19 protein-coding genes and 1 pseudogene are annotated in these 15,851 nt (G+C 61.1%); 4 read left to right on the forward strand and 16 right to left on the reverse strand.

Annotated elements, in window-relative coordinates:
- Positions 1–43: 43 nt before the first annotated feature.
- Positions 44–664: a DUF5666 domain-containing protein gene (locus tag ACKUG4_RS21615; RefSeq protein ID WP_085605828.1), complete on the reverse strand. Its 621-nt coding sequence runs from the start codon at positions 662–664 to the stop codon at positions 44–46.
- Between the two features lie 241 nt (positions 665–905).
- Here ACKUG4_RS21615 and ACKUG4_RS21620 point away from each other — a divergent pair, with 241 nt between their 5' ends.
- Both ACKUG4_RS21620 and ACKUG4_RS21625 read left to right on the forward strand, forming a co-directional pair.
- Positions 906–2,093 carry an MFS transporter gene (locus ACKUG4_RS21620; protein WP_445434800.1) on the forward strand — a complete coding sequence of 396 codons (1,188 nt, stop codon included), beginning with the start codon at positions 906–908 and terminating at the stop codon, positions 2,091–2,093.
- Between the two features lie 10 nt (positions 2,094–2,103).
- Positions 2,104–2,340 (forward strand): annotated as a pseudogene (locus tag ACKUG4_RS21625) (hypothetical protein); the annotation flags it as partial.
- Here ACKUG4_RS21625 and ACKUG4_RS21630 read toward each other — a convergent pair.
- From ACKUG4_RS21630 to ccmA, 12 genes are all read right to left on the reverse strand, one after another.
- The gene (locus ACKUG4_RS21630; RefSeq protein ID WP_236189670.1) at positions 2,297–2,899 is read right to left on the reverse strand and encodes an HNH endonuclease family protein; all 603 of its coding nucleotides are present in this window, start codon (positions 2,897–2,899) and stop codon (positions 2,297–2,299) included. The pseudogene ACKUG4_RS21625 and the gene ACKUG4_RS21630 overlap by 44 nt on opposite strands.
- Positions 2,896–4,194, reverse strand: coding sequence for an AAA family ATPase (locus ACKUG4_RS21635; RefSeq protein ID WP_064600717.1), 1,299 nt, complete (start codon positions 4,192–4,194; stop codon positions 2,896–2,898). Before ACKUG4_RS21635 ends, ACKUG4_RS21630 begins: the two co-directional genes overlap by 4 nt.
- Before the next feature lie 153 nt (positions 4,195–4,347).
- Positions 4,348–4,752 (reverse strand): hypothetical protein, encoded by a 405-nt coding sequence (locus ACKUG4_RS21640; protein ID WP_064594424.1) that lies wholly within the window; start codon positions 4,750–4,752, stop codon positions 4,348–4,350.
- Positions 4,753–4,777: 25 nt separating this feature from the next.
- A complete protein-coding gene (gene ccmI / locus ACKUG4_RS21645; RefSeq protein ID WP_064594421.1) occupies positions 4,778–5,980 on the reverse strand; it encodes a c-type cytochrome biogenesis protein CcmI in 1,203 nt (400 codons plus the stop codon).
- Positions 5,977–6,447: a cytochrome c-type biogenesis protein gene (locus ACKUG4_RS21650; protein ID WP_011333089.1), complete on the reverse strand. Its 471-nt coding sequence runs from the start codon at positions 6,445–6,447 to the stop codon at positions 5,977–5,979. Before ACKUG4_RS21650 ends, ccmI begins: the two co-directional genes overlap by 4 nt.
- Positions 6,444–6,980 carry a DsbE family thiol:disulfide interchange protein gene (locus ACKUG4_RS21655; protein ID WP_103385710.1) on the reverse strand — a complete coding sequence of 179 codons (537 nt, stop codon included), beginning with the start codon at positions 6,978–6,980 and terminating at the stop codon, positions 6,444–6,446. The genes ACKUG4_RS21650 and ACKUG4_RS21655 overlap by 4 nt, the downstream gene beginning before the upstream one ends.
- Entirely contained in the window at positions 6,977–8,965 is a 1,989-nt protein-coding gene (locus tag ACKUG4_RS21660) for a heme lyase CcmF/NrfE family subunit (RefSeq protein WP_085611515.1), read from the reverse strand. The genes ACKUG4_RS21655 and ACKUG4_RS21660 overlap by 4 nt, the downstream gene beginning before the upstream one ends.
- Before the next feature lie 3 nt (positions 8,966–8,968).
- A complete protein-coding gene (gene ccmE / locus ACKUG4_RS21665; RefSeq protein ID WP_445434801.1) occupies positions 8,969–9,424 on the reverse strand; it encodes a cytochrome c maturation protein CcmE in 456 nt (151 codons plus the stop codon).
- Positions 9,421–9,597 (reverse strand): heme exporter protein CcmD, encoded by a 177-nt coding sequence (gene ccmD, locus ACKUG4_RS21670; protein WP_011333085.1) that lies wholly within the window; start codon positions 9,595–9,597, stop codon positions 9,421–9,423. Before ccmD ends, ccmE begins: the two co-directional genes overlap by 4 nt.
- On the reverse strand, positions 9,594–10,349 hold the full coding sequence (locus tag ACKUG4_RS21675) for a heme ABC transporter permease (protein WP_039769743.1): 756 nt from the start codon (positions 10,347–10,349) through the stop codon (positions 9,594–9,596). Before ACKUG4_RS21675 ends, ccmD begins: the two co-directional genes overlap by 4 nt.
- 78 nt (positions 10,350–10,427) lie before the next feature.
- A complete protein-coding gene (gene ccmB, locus ACKUG4_RS21680; RefSeq protein ID WP_011333083.1) occupies positions 10,428–11,096 on the reverse strand; it encodes a heme exporter protein CcmB in 669 nt (222 codons plus the stop codon).
- On the reverse strand, positions 11,093–11,728 hold the full coding sequence (gene ccmA / locus ACKUG4_RS21685; protein WP_007959232.1) for a cytochrome c biogenesis heme-transporting ATPase CcmA: 636 nt from the start codon (positions 11,726–11,728) through the stop codon (positions 11,093–11,095). Before ccmA ends, ccmB begins: the two co-directional genes overlap by 4 nt.
- A gap of 197 nt (positions 11,729–11,925) precedes the next feature.
- Here ccmA and fliK point away from each other — a divergent pair, with 197 nt between their 5' ends.
- Positions 11,926–13,500, forward strand: coding sequence for a flagellar hook-length control protein FliK (gene fliK / locus ACKUG4_RS21690; protein ID WP_445434802.1), 1,575 nt, complete (start codon positions 11,926–11,928; stop codon positions 13,498–13,500).
- Positions 13,497–13,826 carry an EscU/YscU/HrcU family type III secretion system export apparatus switch protein gene (locus ACKUG4_RS21695; RefSeq protein ID WP_236189665.1) on the forward strand — a complete coding sequence of 110 codons (330 nt, stop codon included), beginning with the start codon at positions 13,497–13,499 and terminating at the stop codon, positions 13,824–13,826. Before fliK ends, ACKUG4_RS21695 begins: the two co-directional genes overlap by 4 nt.
- A 121-nt stretch (positions 13,827–13,947) precedes the next feature.
- On the opposite strand, the gene ACKUG4_RS21700 is transcribed toward ACKUG4_RS21695, so the two are convergent.
- The 3 genes from ACKUG4_RS21700 to ACKUG4_RS21710 form a co-directional block, all read right to left on the reverse strand.
- A complete protein-coding gene (locus tag ACKUG4_RS21700; RefSeq protein WP_039769738.1) occupies positions 13,948–14,340 on the reverse strand; it encodes a DUF2802 domain-containing protein in 393 nt (130 codons plus the stop codon).
- Entirely contained in the window at positions 14,341–14,826 is a 486-nt protein-coding gene (locus ACKUG4_RS21705; RefSeq protein WP_007959223.1) for a chemotaxis protein CheW, read from the reverse strand.
- 73 nt (positions 14,827–14,899) lie between these two features.
- Positions 14,900–15,850 carry a CheW domain-containing protein gene (locus ACKUG4_RS21710; protein ID WP_445434803.1) on the reverse strand — a complete coding sequence of 317 codons (951 nt, stop codon included), beginning with the start codon at positions 15,848–15,850 and terminating at the stop codon, positions 14,900–14,902.
- Position 15,851 lies beyond the last annotated feature (1 nt).

Consider the following 15,851-nt stretch of genomic DNA (forward strand, 5'->3'; position numbering starts at 1 on the left):
CATGAAAAAGGCGACCTGCAGAGGTCGCCTTTTTTGTGGGCGTTTACATCGGCGGCTTGACGCCATCCTTGCCCGCCGAGATCGATTGCGCGGTCAGCGTGCCGTCCGCGCTCTGGGTCACGAAGGTGACGATCTTCACCCCGACCTTGAGCAGGCTGCGATCACCCGGCGTCAGGTTGACGATCGGCACGTCCTCCGGCACCAGAATCTTCTGCTGGCCGCCCTTGTAGTTGACGGTCAGCACCCGGCCGTTGCTCACCACCAGATCGCCGACGCTGCCGTTGGTCATGCTGCTGCCCTTGGCCAGGTCGAACGGCCGATGACCATCGCCGCTGCCGGCCAGCTCCGGCGGGAACACGTGAACCTCCAGCGCCTTGAGCGTGCCATCCTCCTGGGGAATGGCGGCCGAGCCGATGTAGCTGCCGGGCTTGATGTCTTCGATGTTGGCCAGGGTGACCGCACGGACCTTGGTGTCCGGGGTCAATTGGATCACGACGTTTTCACCGCTGTTGACGTGAACCTTGAGCGAGTCGGGACTGACCCCGGTGATCTCGCCGCGCACGCCCATGCGCATGCCGGGCGCTTCGGCGGCCTGTGCGGCAGTGGCGCCGAGCAGACTGATCAGGGCAATCGTTGTGGTGTGGCGAAGCAACTGACGAAACATCGCAATCCTCCGTTGATGAACGCTGAAAACCGGTCACAACATAAGCACGCTATCGAACAAGATGTAAGTGAATGTATCATCGACGCTCAACGGTCGGACGCAAGGTTCGCCGATGAACAATGGATTGTTCGGCGCCACCTGTTCCGCAACGGAATAACTGATATCGATCAGAAGCCTCTACTGCCGGCTCGGCCCGTCCCTTAGCCTCACCGCATTCCTTTTCGCTGGATCGAGAAACCCTATGACCGCCACAACTCACGCAATGACCCGAGGCATGGTGCTGCTGTTCGCTTTCTGCTGCGGCGCCATCGTTGCCAACATCTACTACGCCCAGCCGATCATCGGCATGATCGCGCCGGACATCGGCCTGAGCGACACCATGGCCAGCTTCATCGTGTCGCTGACCCAGATCGGCTATGCGCTGGGCCTGTTCTTCTTGGTGCCACTGGCGGATCTGCTGGAAAACCGCCGGTTGATGATCATCACCACCGTGGTGGCGATCGCCAGCCTGCTCGGCGCGGCGTTTACCGATCAGCCGAATGTATTCCTGCTGATTTCGTTGTTGGTGGGTTTCAGTTCGGTGTCGGTGCAGGTGCTGATTCCATTGGCGGCGCACTTGGCGCCGGAGGAATCCCGTGGCCGGGTGGTCGGCGGGATCATGGGCGGTCTGCTGCTGGGGATTCTGCTGGCGCGGCCAGTGTCGAGCGTGGTCGCCGACCATCTGGGCTGGCGGGCGATGTTCATGATCGCGGCAGGCTTGATGGCAGCGATCAGCGTGGTTTTGGCGCTGACTGTGCCCAAGCGCCAGCCGGATCACAGCGCCTCCTACGGCCAGTTGCTGGGTTCGTTGTGGACGCTGCTGCGCAAACAACCGGTGCTGCGTCAGCGGGCGTTTTACCAGGCCTGCATGTTCGCCACGTTCAGCCTGTTCTGGACCGCCGTGCCGCTGGAACTGGCGCGCAACCATGGCCTGTCCCAGAGTGAAATTGCGATCTTCGCCCTGGTCGGCGCGATCGGTGCCATCGCCGCGCCGATCAGCGGACGCCTGGCCGATGCCGGCCACACCCGCATCGCCTCGCTGCTGGCCATGCTGTTCGCCAGCCTGAGCTTCCTGCCCGCCTTCATCCACCCGGCCTACAGCGTGATCGGCCTGGCCGTGACCGGCGTGGTGCTCGACTTCTGCGTACAGATGAACATGGTGCTCGGCCAGCGCGCGGTCTACTCCCTCGACGCCAAAAGCCGCGGCCGCCTGAACGCGCTGTACATGACCAGCATCTTCGTCGGCGGCGCCTTCGGCTCGTCGGTGGCGAGTGCGGTGTACGAACATGGCGGCTGGTTGTGGATCGTGATTGTCGGCAGCGCGTTCCCGCTGCTGGCGCTGGTGCGGTTTTTGAGTGCTGCGCAGAAGCCGGCGCTGGTGACTGCATAAGATCCGAGGCCAGGGCCTGGCACTGGGCTCGGAATGGTTGTTCGCGCCGAAACTGGTCAGCGCTACGGTCAAGACCGTCATGAACGACTGGGTGTTGCCGAATCAGGAATTATGGGCGGTGTTTCCCACGGGCAGAATGGCGAGCACCAAGGCGCGGGCGTTTGTTGAGTATGTGAAATTAATAGTGGGCGATGAGCCCGCGATTACGTCAACAGCAATCCCTGCCGATAAGCCTCTAACCAGATAAATGGGTACTTGCTTCTAAAATAATCATTATCAAGTTTGTACTTAACATACTCTTGGTAACACCTGGCTCTGGTGTCTCGGCAAAGAGCGTCATCCAGGCTCAGCGTCTCTATGGTCAGCTCAACTAGCCGCATTGCGTGTGGCGAGAGACTCGGGTTCGGATAGATATGCCCGGTACTCAGTTGAAGACGGAACAAGTCAGGGGCCAGATAAAAAGGATCAAGTACCGTATTGTATTCGCGCTTTCGACTATTCAGCGTTGAACATGCCAGACGATAGTTACTCCACTCGTAAATATCTTTCGCGCTGACAGACTTGGCAATGAAGTGATCGACGCTGGAACCCGCAACGCGCTCAAAGAACATTCCAAGGTAAGCACAGATACCTCCATAGGCTACATGAAGGTCCGTCAAGCTTTCCCGCCATAGTGGTGTGACCTCGGTTCCTGAAGGGAGTGCCTTATTGAGAGCAATGCCTTTTGCCTTCAGATGAGCAATACCCTTTACCCGCACTTTCTTATCGAAATCACTCGGTTCAGGCTGAGGCTTGACATAAATCATTTAAGCCATCCCTGTTTTTCCCCCACATATCTCCATCGAATCCAGAAAGGATCAGTATCTCCCAACAATTTCCGCAATCTGGCATCCAGAGACAATGCGAGCTTTTCGTCAATTACTTCCTGGGAGAGTATTCGCGATGCCTCCTCCAGCGTCTTTTCCGCCTCGATTGACCTGGCACTTCCCAAATCAAAGGCATCGCTCATCAACCAACGTGATACCTCACCCAAGCGAACAAACTCACGCTGCCTGAAATGGACTTCGGTCTCGCCAGATTTGCTGTTCGTTTCCAGATCCAGATCAAACCATGCGTCTTGGGACTTATCAAAGCGAGGCTCTACAGAAGCCATCACCAACGGTGAATGAGTCACCAGCAAAATCTGAACCTGCGCCGTCGGCGACAGAGCGGTTACAACATCAAGTAACGCGCCGACAACTGAGCGCTGCCAGCGTGGGTGCAGATGAGACTCCACTTCATCGATCAGAAAAGTCAGTCTAGGGGTCGTGTCCTGTCCAAGTAGTGCCGATGCCTTGACGTGCTCCTGCCAGCTCCAGACCAGCAAATAGGCAATTGCCAGTACTCGCTTCATACCTGAAGACGCGTGTACGACCGGGACGTCCTGGCCGTAAGGCATTCTCAAAGTTGGAATGTCCCTTGGGTCATCTAGGCTTATTCTCGTAAGTGGCCCAAGCTCCAGGCTTTCACCTTCTTCAGGCGACAGCTTGGCAAGCGCTGCACACAAGTGCTCATAAGACTCGCCTTTCTCCTTGTACCAGCTTGCCCAATCTGCGATCAAACCATTGCACAACAGACCACGCTCGCTATCGACCAAACCGTCCCAGATTTCACGAGCGCTGAAAACATAGCCTGGCACTCGATCCTGTACATCGAGATTGCCTTTTTTCAACCAATAGTTTCTGGCTGGATCCCATGCGGCAAAACTACCATCGGCCATGGCATACAGCACCAGACCCGGGTTGATCGGACGTCCCGCCTTGCCCGTCCAGGCTTGATCCAATGGCGAAAAAGTTGTTGCGTAAGAAACGTCTTTTGTTTTCGCTGAAACGGAGAATTCAATGCTGGCCTTGGCGGGATCGGTAGGTCGAACCATGCCCGCTCCCGTTAAGGCACGGTTTAAATCTCCTGGCCATTTTCGCGTCAACGCCCACCATGCGATATCAAGCAGAAAACTTTTCCCGAGACCGTTATCACCAGTGATCAAATTCAACCGGCTGGAGAACTGCACATCCAGTTGTGGAAGCGGCCCTACATGGCTCAGTTTCAAACTCTTTAACACAATCCCTTCCCCACATTTCATCCCGTCGATTCAACGCACAGGATAATAGACTTACATCGCGCCACTGTTGCAGCGCTTTACGCAAAACTCAAGCGGCGCTGTCGTGTTTCGAGCAAGAGAAGCGCCGGAAGAACTTTACGATCCAGTCAGAGGTTACTGAAATTGTTTGCCCAGTCCCGCCGGTACGCCGTGGATGTTGGTTTCTTCCCACGGGCCGTTGGGGCTGATCGAGCGGCTCCAGCCGTTGTTCCAGCGGTAGTAGGTGCGCTGACGGTAGAAGGTGTTGGTCTGGTCGTCGAGCACGTAAACGCCCAGTTTCTGGTCCCAGTGACTGTTACCGCCCGGTGGCGGGGCGAAGCTGGCGGAGGTGCGCGGGACGGGTTTGGCGGGTTTGGCCGGGATGCCCGGTTTGCTCGGCGTCGGGCTGGTCGACGGGGTCGGGCTGGGTTGTGACGGCGGGATCGGCGGCAGCCTGGTGGTCGGCTCCGGTCGTTGCACCGCACATGCGCTCAAGCCCAGGGCCAGTGTGAGGACTGTGATTCGGGCGATGGCGTTCATGGCGGTGCTTTCCTGTTGGTTCCGGCTATTTGTCCGGGCTGTCGATGGTCAGTGTCTGCGGCGCGGTGGTGCTGCTGGCCAGAGGCCCGCTGCGACCGACCCACTCACCGGCGGTCGGCTGACCGGCACGGGAGATGCGCGCAACCAGTTGGACTTCGGGGAAGTTCGACAGTTTCAATTGCGGCATCATCGCGTCGGCATCGCCCAGTTCCACGGTCACCGGCAAGTCGGCGACGGTCAGGCGCTTGGCTGCCAGCGGTGCTGGAGGGCCGGAAACCGCACGGGCAAAAATGAACACGCTGTCGCCCGGTTGCACCTTGGCTTTGAGCTCGCTGGCCAGATCCACACGCACTTTCAACAGCGCCGCCGCTTTTGCCGCCGGTGCCTGGGCGACCTTGCCGCCGCTGGCCTGCAGTTTCTCGGTGGCGCGGGTGATGCCGCCCTGCAGGGCCTCGCGGGATTTGTCCTGCGGCGGCAGTTGCGCCAGCAGACGGTTCCAGTAGTCGATGGCTTCCTGATAACGCTCGCCTTCGAACGCGGCGATGCCCAACAGGCCGAGACTGGTGACTTCTTTCGGATCGGCTTTCAGCGCTTCATCGGTCAGGGCCTGTACCTTGTCCGACCATTTCTTGTTGTCGGCGAAGTATTGGGCCTGCGCCCACTGGCCGAGCAGTTCCGGCTGACGACCGGCAAGATTGACCGCGCGTTCGAACATCTTCGCCGCGTCCGCCGGGCGATCCTGGGCCATGTAGGTACGACCGAGGAAATACACGCCTTCAGCCGAATCCGGCTGCGCAGCGACTGCGCGCTCCAGACGCTGAGTCATCTCTTCCATCGACTGCGGCGCCTGGGCGAATTCCCGGGTCAGTTCGACCTTGTCGCTCGCGCCAAAATGCAAATACAGACCGAGCCCCAACACCGGCACCAGCACGGCTGCCAGCAATGGAAGTGGTTTACCCAAACGCGAAACCCGCGCCGGCGCCACACCTTCGGTGTCGGCCAGCAGTTCCCGGGCCGCTTCGGCACGGCCGCTGTCCATTTGCGCGGCGTCGAGCACGCCTTCGGCCTGCTGCGATTGCAGCTCGGCGACGCGCTCCTGATACAGCGCGACATTGAGAGCGGTTCGATCCTCTTCACGCTGGGCGCGACGTTCGCGCAGGACGGGGATCAGCAGAAAACTCAGGGCGACCAGAAGCAACAGCCCTGCGGCAAGCCAGAAATCAATCATTCTTGGTTTTTATCCAACAGTTGGTCGAGGCGCTGACGCTCTTCAGGGGACAGCGATTGCGGCGTCTCGGCGCGCTGCCCGCGACGGCGGCGGACGATCACGGCAATCACCACGAACCCACCCAGCAACAGGCCGGCCGGGCCGAACCAGAGCAAAGCGGTCTTGGCATTGAGCGCCGGTTTGTAGCGGACGAAATCACCGTAGCGGTCGACCATGAAGTCGATGATCTGCTGATTGTCCTTGCCTTCGCCGAGCATGCGGAAAATCTCTTTGCGCAGGTCAGCGGCAATCGGCGCGTTGGAGTCGGCGATGTCCTGGTTCTGGCACTTGGGGCAGCGCAGTTCCTTGGTCAGTTCGCGAAAACGCTCGCGATCGCCTTCTTTGGCAAACTCGTAAGTGTCGATGGCCGCGTGGGCCACCCCGGCCAGGCTCAAGCCCAGCACCATGGCAGCTAAGAAGCGCTTCATGGCTTGGCCTCGTCGACCAGCGCCTGATACTTGGCCGCCAGTTTTTCCCGCCAGACCTGCTCGTCGATCACCCCGACGTACTTGTCGCGGATGATGCCCTTGGCGTCGATGAAGAAGGTTTCCGGCGCGCCGTAGACACCCAGATTCAAGCCCAGCGAGCCCTCATCGTCACGGATGTCCAGTTGATACGGGTTGTGGAATTCGGCCAGCCACTTAAGCGCATCGGCGTTGGTGTCCTTGTAGTTGATGCCGTAGATCACCACGCCGCGCTCGGCGAGCTTGTTCAGCACCGGGTGCTCGACCCGGCAGGAAATGCACCAAGTGCCCCAGACGTTGACCAGTGCCGGTTTGCCGAGAATGTCAGCGCGGGTCAGGGTCTTGTCGCCCTGCACTGCCGGCAGGGAAAACTCCGGGAACGGTTTGCCGATCATCGCCGACGGCAGCTCCGCCGGATCCAGGTACAGACCGCGATAAAGGAATACGGCCACCAGCAGGAAAATCGCCAATGGCACCAGCATCAACCAACGTCTCATGCAGCGGCTCCTTCCATGCCCAGCGCTTCACGCACGCGGGCTTTGACCTTCACTCGATAACGCCGATCCAGCGCCGCCAGCAGACCACCGAAACCGGTCAGCAGGCCGCCGAACCAGATCCAGCGCACGAACGGTTTGACGTGAACCCGCACCGCCCAGGCGCCGTCACCCAGCGGTTCACCCAGTGCGACGTAGAGGTCGCGGGTGAAACCGGCGTCGATCCCGGCCTCGGTCATCACCGAGTTCTGCACGGTGTACAGGCGCTTTTCCGGGTGCAGCACGCTGACTTCCTGACCGTTGCGGATCACCCGAACGGTGCCCTTGTCGGAAGTGAAGTTCGGGCCTTCGAAGTGCTTGGCGCCTTCAAACACGAACTGATAACCGGCCAAATCCATCGACTCGCCCGGCGCCAGGCGCAGGTCACGTTCGGCACTGTTCTGGCTCGACAACACCACGCCCAGCGCACAGACGGCGATGCCCAGATGCGCGATCTGCATGCCCCAGTAGCTGCGGGTCAGGGTCGGCAGGCCTTTGATCAGACCTTTGTGGCGGGTCTTGTCGAAGATGTCGCGCACGCCGGCCAGCAACACCCAGGCCGCGAGCAGGAACGTCGCGATGACGGCCCAGTTGAAATCGCCGTAAGCGACACCGGCTACTACCGCCAGGGCAACGCTGCCCAGCAGCACCGGCGTCAGCATGCTGACCAGCCATTTCACCGGGGTGTCTTTCCAGCGCACGATCACACCGACCGCCATCACCAGCATCAACAGCGCCATCAACGGAATGAACAGCGCGTTGAAGTACGGCGGGCCAACCGACAGCTTGGCGCCGCTGATCGCATCAAGAATCAGCGGATACAGCGTGCCGAGCAGGATCATCGACGCCGCCACCACCAACACCAGGTTGTTACCCAGCAGCAGGGTTTCCCGCGACCACAGGTTGAAGCCGACCTGACTCTTGACCACTGGCGCACGCAGCGCGAACAGGGTCAGCGAACCGCCGACCACAAACAGCAGGAAGATCAGGATGAACACGCCGCGCTCAGGATCCGAAGCAAACGCGTGTACCGAGGTCAGCACGCCGGAACGCACGAGGAAGGTGCCGAGCAGGCTCAGGGAGAATGCGGCAATTGCCAGCAACACCGTCCAGCTCTTGAACACGCCACGTTTCTCGGTGACCGCCAGCGAGTGAATCAGCGCCGTGCCCACCAGCCATGGCATGAACGAGGCGTTTTCCACCGGGTCCCAGAACCACCAGCCGCCCCAGCCGAGTTCGTAATAGGCCCACCACGAACCGAGGGTGATGCCGATGCCGAGGAAGGCCCACGCGACGATGGTCCACGGACGCGACCAGCGTGCCCAGGCAGCATCGAGACGACCGCCGAGCAATGCGGCGATGGCGAAAGCAAACGCAACCGAGAAACCGACGTAACCCATGTAGAGCATCGGCGGATGCACGATCAAACCGATGTCCTGCAGCAATGGATTGAGGTCACGGCCGTCGGCCGGGATCTGCGGCAGGATCCGCGAAAACGGGTTCGAGGTGAGGATCAGGAACAGCAGAAAACCGGTGCTGATCATGCCCATCACCGCCAGCACACGAGCGAGCATGACTTGCGGCAACTGCCGGGAGAACACCGACACCGCGAAGGTCCAGCCGCCGAGGATCAACGCCCACAGCAGCAGCGACCCTTCGTGGGCGCCCCACACCGCGCTGAACTTGTAGTACCACGGCAAAGCACTGTTGGAGTTCATCGCGACGTAGGCCACGGAGAAGTCGTCGGTCATGAACGCATAGGTCAGGCAACCGAAGGCGAACAGCAGGAATGCGAACTGCCCCCACGCGGCCGGTTGGGCGAGGCCCATCCACAGACGGTCGCCGCGCCAGGCACCGAGCAACGGCACCACGGCCTGCACCAGCGCGAAACACAGCGCCAGAATCATGGCCAGATGGCCCAACTCAGGAATGAAAATGCTGGATGTCATCGATCAACCCTCCTTCACAGGGGTTGGCGCGGATTGACCGCTGTCCTTCAGGGCTTTGGTCACTTCCGGCGGCATGTATTTCTCGTCGTGCTTGGCCAGCACTTCATCGGCAACCACCACGCCGTCGGCGTTGAGCTTGCCCAGCGCGACGATGCCCTGCCCTTCGCGGAACAGGTCCGGCAGGATCCCGCGATAGGTGATGGTCACGGACTTGTTGAAGTCGGTGACCACGAATTTGACGTCCAGCGAATCCGTGGAGCGTTGCAGTGAGCCCTTCTCGACCATGCCGCCGGCGCGGATGCGGGTGTCCTGCGGCGCTTCGCCGTTGGCGATCTGGGTCGGCGTGTAAAACAGGTTGATGTTCTGCTGCAGGGCGCTCAGGGCCAGGCCGACGGCAGCGCCGACCCCGACCAGAATTGCCAGGATGATGATCAGACGCTTTTTACGCAGCGGATTCACTTGCCGTTCTCCCGGCGCAGACGACGCGCCTCTTGTTGCAGATAGCGCTTGCGGGCCGCGATCGGCGCCGCCACGTTGAGGATCAGTACCGCCAGACAGATGCCGTAGGCCGACCAGACATACAGGCCGTGATGGCCCATGGCGAGGAAGTCGCCGAATGACGCGAAACTCATCGAGCGGCCTCCAGGCTGTTCTGCACTTCTTCTTTCACCCAACTGGCGCGGGCTTCGCGCTTGAGCACTTCAAGGCGCATGCGCAACAACAGCACGGCGCCGAAGAAACAGTAGAATCCCAGCACCGTCAGCAGCAGCGGCAGCCACATCTCGACGGGCATCGCCGGTTTTTCGGTAAGGGTGAAGGTCGCGCCCTGGTGCAGGGTGTTCCACCACTCCACCGAGTATTTGATGATCGGAATGTTGATCACGCCGACGATGGCCAGCACCGCGCAGGCCTTGGCGGCGCTGTCGCGATTGCTGATGGCGTTGCCCAGGGCAATCACGCCGAAGTACAGGAACAGCAGAATCAGCATCGAGGTCAGGCGCGCGTCCCAGACCCACCACGAGCCCCAGGTCGGCTTGCCCCAGATCGCCCCGGTGACCAGCGCCACGGCCGTCATCCAGGCACCGATCGGCGCGGCGCATTGCAGGGCGACGTCGGCCAGTTTCATCTTCCACACCAGCCCGACCACACCGCACACCGCCAGCATCACGTAGATCGACTGAGCAAGCATCGCGGCGGGAACGTGGATATAGATGATGCGAAAGCTGTTGCCTTGCTGATAGTCCGGCGGCGCGAAGGCCAGGCCCCAGATGACGCCAACGCAGATCAGCAACAACGCGGCGAGGCTCAACCACGGCAAAAACTTGCTGCTGATGCCGTAGAACCACTTGGGCGAGCCGAGCTTGTGAAACCAGGTCCAGTTCATACTGTTTCCATCACGGGTGCCGCTCATCGGTGTGAGCAGTCTCAGGGTCTTTGCTGGTTAAATTTTAACCAGACCTCATTATTCGCCGACGCTGATCTTCAGGCCAGCCGCTATTGCAAAAGGTGTCAGGGTTATCGCCAGGGCGGTCAGGCTGCCAAGCCACAACAGATAACCAAGCGCCGGCATGCCCTGCAACGCCGCCTGCAAGGCGCCACTGCCGAGGATCAACACCGGGATGTACAACGGCAGAATCAGCAGCGCCAGCAACAGGCCTCCGCGTTTCAGACCGACCGTCAGCGCCGCGCCCACCGCACCGAGCAAGCTCAGCACCGGTGTTCCCAGCAGCAACGAAAGCAGCAAAACCGGCAGACACGCAGCCGGCAACCCGAGCATCAACGCCAGTAACGGCGAGAGCAAAACCAGTGCCAGCCCGGAAAAAAGCCAGTGTGCCAGCACCTTGGCCAATACCAGAAGTGGCAGGGGGTGCGGCGAAAGGACCCACTGTTCAAGGGAGCCATCTTCGAAATCACTGCGGAACAGCCCGTCCAGCGAGAGCAGGACCGACAAAAGTGCCGCCACCCAGACTAACCCCGGGGACAAGTTTTGCAATACTTGAGTTTCCGGGCCGACGGCCAGCGGGAACAGCGCGATGACGATGGCGAAGAAAATCAGCGGATTGGCCAGCTCCGCCGGGCGGCGGAACAGCAGTCGGGATTCACGGGCAACCAGCAGGCCGAACACACTCATACCGCCCAATTCCCCAGATCGATGTCGCGATAACCGGCTGGCATCCGGCTCAGCGTGTGGTGCGTGGTGAGCACCACCAGGCCGCCCCGTTCGCAGTGCCCGGCCAGGTGTTCTTCAAGCTGCGCCACGCCCTGCTTGTCCAGCGCAGTGAACGGTTCGTCGAGAATCCACAACGGCGGGCTGTCCAGATACAACCGCGCCAGCGCCACGCGGCGCTGCTGGCCGGCGGACAGACTGTGGCAGGGAACATCCTCGAAACCGCGCAATCCAACCGCCGCCAGGGCCTGCCAGATCGCGTCGCGTTCGGCGGGTTGATGCAGGGCGCAGAGCCAGGCGAGGTTTTCTTCCGGCGTGAGCAAGTCCTTGATCCCGGCGGCATGGCCGATCCACAACAGGTTGCGCGCCAGCTCGCTGCGTTGCTCGCCCAGCGGCTTGCCGTTGAGCAGCACCTGACCGTCGGTCGGCTGCATCAGACCGGCCAGCAAACGCAGCAGGCTGGTCTTGCCGCTGCCGTTGGGGCCGCTGATCTGCACCATATCGCCACTGGCCAGTCTCAATTCGAGATTGTCGAAGAGCAGTCTGAGATCACGTTCACACGCGAGGGCAACGGTTTGCAGGACAGGACTGGTCAAGGGTTCACGGGCCTTATACGGTTCAAGTCGGCTCTGGCGCGGCCGTTAAAGAGTTGCAGCATAAATGCAATGACGGCTCAATCCAGAGAGCTGCGTCAAACAATTGCTATGTTTTTTGAACGAATGGAAGGACGGGCGGCATTATACATGGCGTCCCCCGCTCTCCCGAGTGCATTTTCCTCAGGTTGTGTCCGCGTATGACAGGCGAAATGAACATCCTCCCGCTCCCGCCCACCACCCCGGCGACCGTTCGCCCGCAGGTGGGTGAGCTGCTGAAGTTGCTGACGCCGGTCGACGGGCTGATTGCCGCCGGCCAGAGCGCCAAGGCCGAGGTGTTGTCGCTCAAGCAGGCGGATCAGACCTTTCAGTTGCTGCTCAAGGTGACGCTGGAAAGCGGCCGTCAGACCACCGTGCAGGCGACCAGCAATCTGCCGCTGCCCCAGGGCACCAGTCTGGCGATCACCCAGCCGTCGGCGGGCAATCTGGCGATCACCGTGCAACAGGCCATCGCCAGCAGCGTCGCCACCCTCACCCGCATCGACACTGCGCAACTGCCGGTCGGCACGCTGCTGCAAGGCAAGGTGCTGACGGCTCAGGCCTTGCCACAGGTGCCGGGGCAGCCGACGGTGTACCGCTCGATGGTCAGCCTGCTCAACACGACGTTGAGCGGCAGCACACTGAGCATCGACAGCCCGCAACCGCTGCGCATCGGCACCCTGCTCTCGGCGCTGGTGCAGGACTCGCAAACCCTGAAGTTCCTGCCGCTGAGCAATCGCCAGGAACAACTGGCGGTCAGCCAGCAGCTGGTCAGCCAGCAAAGCCGTCAGGGCTCCCTAGACGGCTTGCTGAAAATGCTCCAGAGCCTGCCCCCCGCCACCGATCAGACGTCCCAGGATTTGCGCGCGGCCGTGGACAAACTGCTCGCCAACCTGCCGGACGTGCAGCAACTGAGCACCCCAAAAGGTCTGGCCCAGGCGCTGGCCAACAGCGGTGTGTTCCTCGAAACCAAACTGCTGACCGGGCAGAACCCGACGCTGGCCCCGGACATGAAAGCCGATCTGCTCAAGCTGATCGCCCAACTCACCCCCGGCCTGCCCGGCAACACCAACCTGAATGCGATCATCGCCGCCAACACCCTGGCTCAAGCATTGCCAAGCTTCGTGCGCAACGCCCTCGGCATGCTCGGTCAGGTCAGCGCAAAACCGGTGCCGAGCAGTTTCCCGTTGCCCGACCGACTGCTGCAAAGCCTGGAAGGTGAAGGCGATCTGGAGCATTTGCTGCGCCTCGCCGCCGCTGCCGTGTCGCGCCTGCAAAGTCATCAACTGTCGAGTCTGGAACAGACCGGCGTGACCGACGACGGCCGCCTGCTCAGCACCTGGCAACTGGAAATCCCGATGCGCAACCTGCAGGACATCGTGCCGTTGCAGGTCAAGTTCCAGCGCGAAGAAGCGCCGGAGAAACAGGATGCGAACGAGCAGCGCCGCGATGAGCGCGAGCCGAAACAACAACTGTGGCGCGTCGATCTGGCTTTCGACATGGAACCGCTGGGGCCGATGCAGATTCAGGCACAGTTGATCAGCGGCAGCCTGTCCAGCCAGTTGTGGGCCGAGCGGCCGTACACCGCGAGTCTGATCGAAAGCAACCTGACCGCCCTGCGCCAGCGCCTGCTGGATTCCGGGCTGAACGTCGGCGACATCGACTGCCACCTCGGCACCCCGCCGCAAGGCATCCAAACCCGCCTCGAACACCGCTGGGTCGACGAAACCGCATGAATGACACCACCGCTCCACGCCAGGCCATCGCCCTCAAATACGACGGCAGCCACGCCCCGACCCTTACCGCCAAGGGCGACGAAGAACTGGCCGAAGAAATCCTGCGGATCGCCCGCGATTATGAAGTGCCGATCTACGAAAACGCCGAACTGGTGAAACTGCTGGCGCGAATGGAACTGGGCGACAGCATCCCCGAAGAGCTGTACCGCACGATCGCGGAGATCATCGCTTTCGCCTGGAACCTCAAGGGCAAGTTCCCGGCGGGACAGAATCCGGATGCGCCGATGGTCGAGAAAGACGTCACCGAACGCGGCGACGATTACTGAATTTTCACAGGCCCCATCGCGAGCAGGCTCGCTCCCACATTTGACCGCGTCTCGTCATGACGACCGCGATTCAATGTGGGAGCGAGCCTGCTCGCGATAGCGATTTCAGCCGCGCTACAAATCAGTTCTTGTGCAGCTTGCGCATCAACTCCGCCTCAGCCTGGGTCAACCCGCAGGACTGGGTCAACTCATCGACGCTTGCGCCCATCCCCACCAGTTTCGCCGCCTGGGCGAATGACAGGCTGGAAGGATCGCGCTGTTCGAGCTGGGAGAGTTTGTCCGGGATCGGACTGACCACCGCGCGCAGCTCGTGCAGGGCTTCGCCCATGCGCACGTTGCCGTTCTGGTAATCGTCGACACGTTTGGCCAGGTCCCTGATGCGCTGATCACGCAGCGCATCGCCCTGGGCCTGTTGCGCAGCGATCACCCGCTGCGCCTTGATGTACGCCAGAAACATCGCCAGCGTGCCTGCCCAGAACAGGAACAGGACAATGACCGCTACCTCGAGAATCAATCAGATGTTCTCCAGTTCCGACCACTCTTCTTCGCTCATCATCTTGTCCAGCTCGACCAGGATCAGCAACTCGTTGTTCTTGTTGCACACGCCCTGGATGAACTTGGCCGACTCTTCGTTACCGACGTTCGGTGCGGTCTCGATTTCCGACTGACGCAGGTAAACCACTTCAGCCACGCTGTCGACCATGATGCCCACGACCTGCTTGTCGGCTTCGATGATGACGATACGGGTGTTGTCGCTGATCTCACCGCTCATCAGGCCGAAGCGCTGACGGGTATCGATCACGGTCACCACGTTGCCGCGCAGGTTGATGATGCCCAGCACGTAGCTTGGCGCACCCGGAACCGGAGCGATCTCGGTGTAGCGCAGGACTTCCTGAACGCGCATCACGTTGATGCCGTAGGTTTCGTTGTCCAGCTTGAAGGTCACCCATTGCAGGATCGGATCTTCGGAACCCTTTGCCGCCGTAGCCTTGTCGTTCATACCCTAGCCCCTCGAAAAACCGCGCCTGGCGGTGTGTGTTTCGTTCGCCGGCATTTGAATGCCGGTACTGTCTTTATGTCGGTTTGTGGTTCGGCTTACTGCCGGACATGTGCTTTGCCCCACCGCTGGCGATCAACTCGGCCAGAGCGGAAACATCGAGCAAGGCGCACATGTGTTCAATCACCGTGCCGGCGAGCCATGGCCGCTGACCTCGGTGACTTCTCCATTTGATTTCATTCGGGTCCAGACGCAACGAGCGACTGACCTGATGCACCGCCAGTCCCCACTCGTAACCCTGCACCGAAATTACGTATTGCAGGCCCTGACGGAAATCGTCGCGGTAGCGATCCGGCATGACCCAGCGTGCGGTGTCCAGCACCTTCAGATTCCCGGCCTGGCTCGGCAGAATCCCGAGGAACCATTCCGGCTGACCGAACAGCGGCGTCAGCTCGTGGCCGGCCAGCGAGTAGATCGAGCCGAGGCACACCAGTGGCACGGCCAGCGTCAGCCCGGCGACGTCGAACAGCAGGCATTCGAACGCTTCCGAAGCCCAGGCCGGACGGCCGTCGGTTTCCACCGGTGGCGGCGTGTTGCTGGGTGGCAAATGCACTTCCACCAGTGGCGCAACCAGGGTCGGTTCGACCGGGGCTGGCGCAGGCGCTACAGGTTCGGGCTCTGGCGCCGCCGGAGGCGGCGTTTGCAGAAGTTGGGTTTGCAGCAACGGCGCCAGCGTCGATACCACGCGCACCGGCTCAGGCTCTTTGATCAACGTCGCAGGTGCCGTCGCTACTACAGCGGCAGGCGCTGCAACCGGGGCCACCGGCCTAGCGGCTTTTTGCGCATCCCGGGCCTGCTCTTCAAGCACGGCGGCCTGGAATTCATCCAGCGCCGCAGCGCTCTCGACCACCTCGACCGGCGCTGCGATTTCCTGCTCGACCTCGTCCGTCACTTCCTGGAGCAAGCCGTCCAGATAGGACTGCAGCGCCAGTTGCGGCTTCGACGTCAGCTTGATCGGCCGATTCATG

It is taken from the genome of Candidatus Pseudomonas auctus, from assembly GCF_048654275.1.
GTDB lineage: Bacteria > Pseudomonadota > Gammaproteobacteria > Pseudomonadales > Pseudomonadaceae > Aquipseudomonas > Aquipseudomonas pharyngis.

Excerpts from the sequence above, each read along its gene's own strand:
- ACKUG4_RS21615 (WP_085605828.1), bottom strand. The coding sequence starts at position 664 with ATGTTTCGTCAGTTGCTTCGCCACACCACAACGATTGCCCTGATCAGT.
- ACKUG4_RS21620 (WP_445434800.1), top strand. The coding sequence starts at position 906 with ATGACCGCCACAACTCACGCAATGACCCGAGGCATGGTGCTGCTGTTC.
- ACKUG4_RS21630 (WP_236189670.1), bottom strand. The coding sequence starts at position 2,899 with ATGATTTATGTCAAGCCTCAGCCTGAACCGAGTGATTTCGATAAGAAA.
- ACKUG4_RS21640 (WP_064594424.1), bottom strand. The coding sequence starts at position 4,752 with ATGAACGCCATCGCCCGAATCACAGTCCTCACACTGGCCCTGGGCTTG.
- ccmI (WP_064594421.1), bottom strand. The coding sequence starts at position 5,980 with ATGATTGATTTCTGGCTTGCCGCAGGGCTGTTGCTTCTGGTCGCCCTG.
- ACKUG4_RS21650 (WP_011333089.1), bottom strand. The coding sequence starts at position 6,447 with ATGAAGCGCTTCTTAGCTGCCATGGTGCTGGGCTTGAGCCTGGCCGGG.
- ACKUG4_RS21655 (WP_103385710.1), bottom strand. The coding sequence starts at position 6,980 with ATGAGACGTTGGTTGATGCTGGTGCCATTGGCGATTTTCCTGCTGGTG.
- ACKUG4_RS21660 (WP_085611515.1), bottom strand. The coding sequence starts at position 8,965 with ATGACATCCAGCATTTTCATTCCTGAGTTGGGCCATCTGGCCATGATT.
- ccmD (WP_011333085.1), bottom strand. The coding sequence starts at position 9,597 with ATGAGTTTCGCGTCATTCGGCGACTTCCTCGCCATGGGCCATCACGGC.
- ACKUG4_RS21675 (WP_039769743.1), bottom strand. The coding sequence starts at position 10,349 with ATGAACTGGACCTGGTTTCACAAGCTCGGCTCGCCCAAGTGGTTCTAC.
- ccmB (WP_011333083.1), bottom strand. The coding sequence starts at position 11,096 with ATGAGTGTGTTCGGCCTGCTGGTTGCCCGTGAATCCCGACTGCTGTTC.
- fliK (WP_445434802.1), top strand. The coding sequence starts at position 11,926 with ATGACAGGCGAAATGAACATCCTCCCGCTCCCGCCCACCACCCCGGCG.
- ACKUG4_RS21695 (WP_236189665.1), top strand. The coding sequence starts at position 13,497 with ATGAATGACACCACCGCTCCACGCCAGGCCATCGCCCTCAAATACGAC.
- ACKUG4_RS21705 (WP_007959223.1), bottom strand. The coding sequence starts at position 14,826 with ATGAACGACAAGGCTACGGCGGCAAAGGGTTCCGAAGATCCGATCCTG.
- ACKUG4_RS21710 (WP_445434803.1), bottom strand. The coding sequence starts at position 15,850 with ATGAATCGGCCGATCAAGCTGACGTCGAAGCCGCAACTGGCGCTGCAG.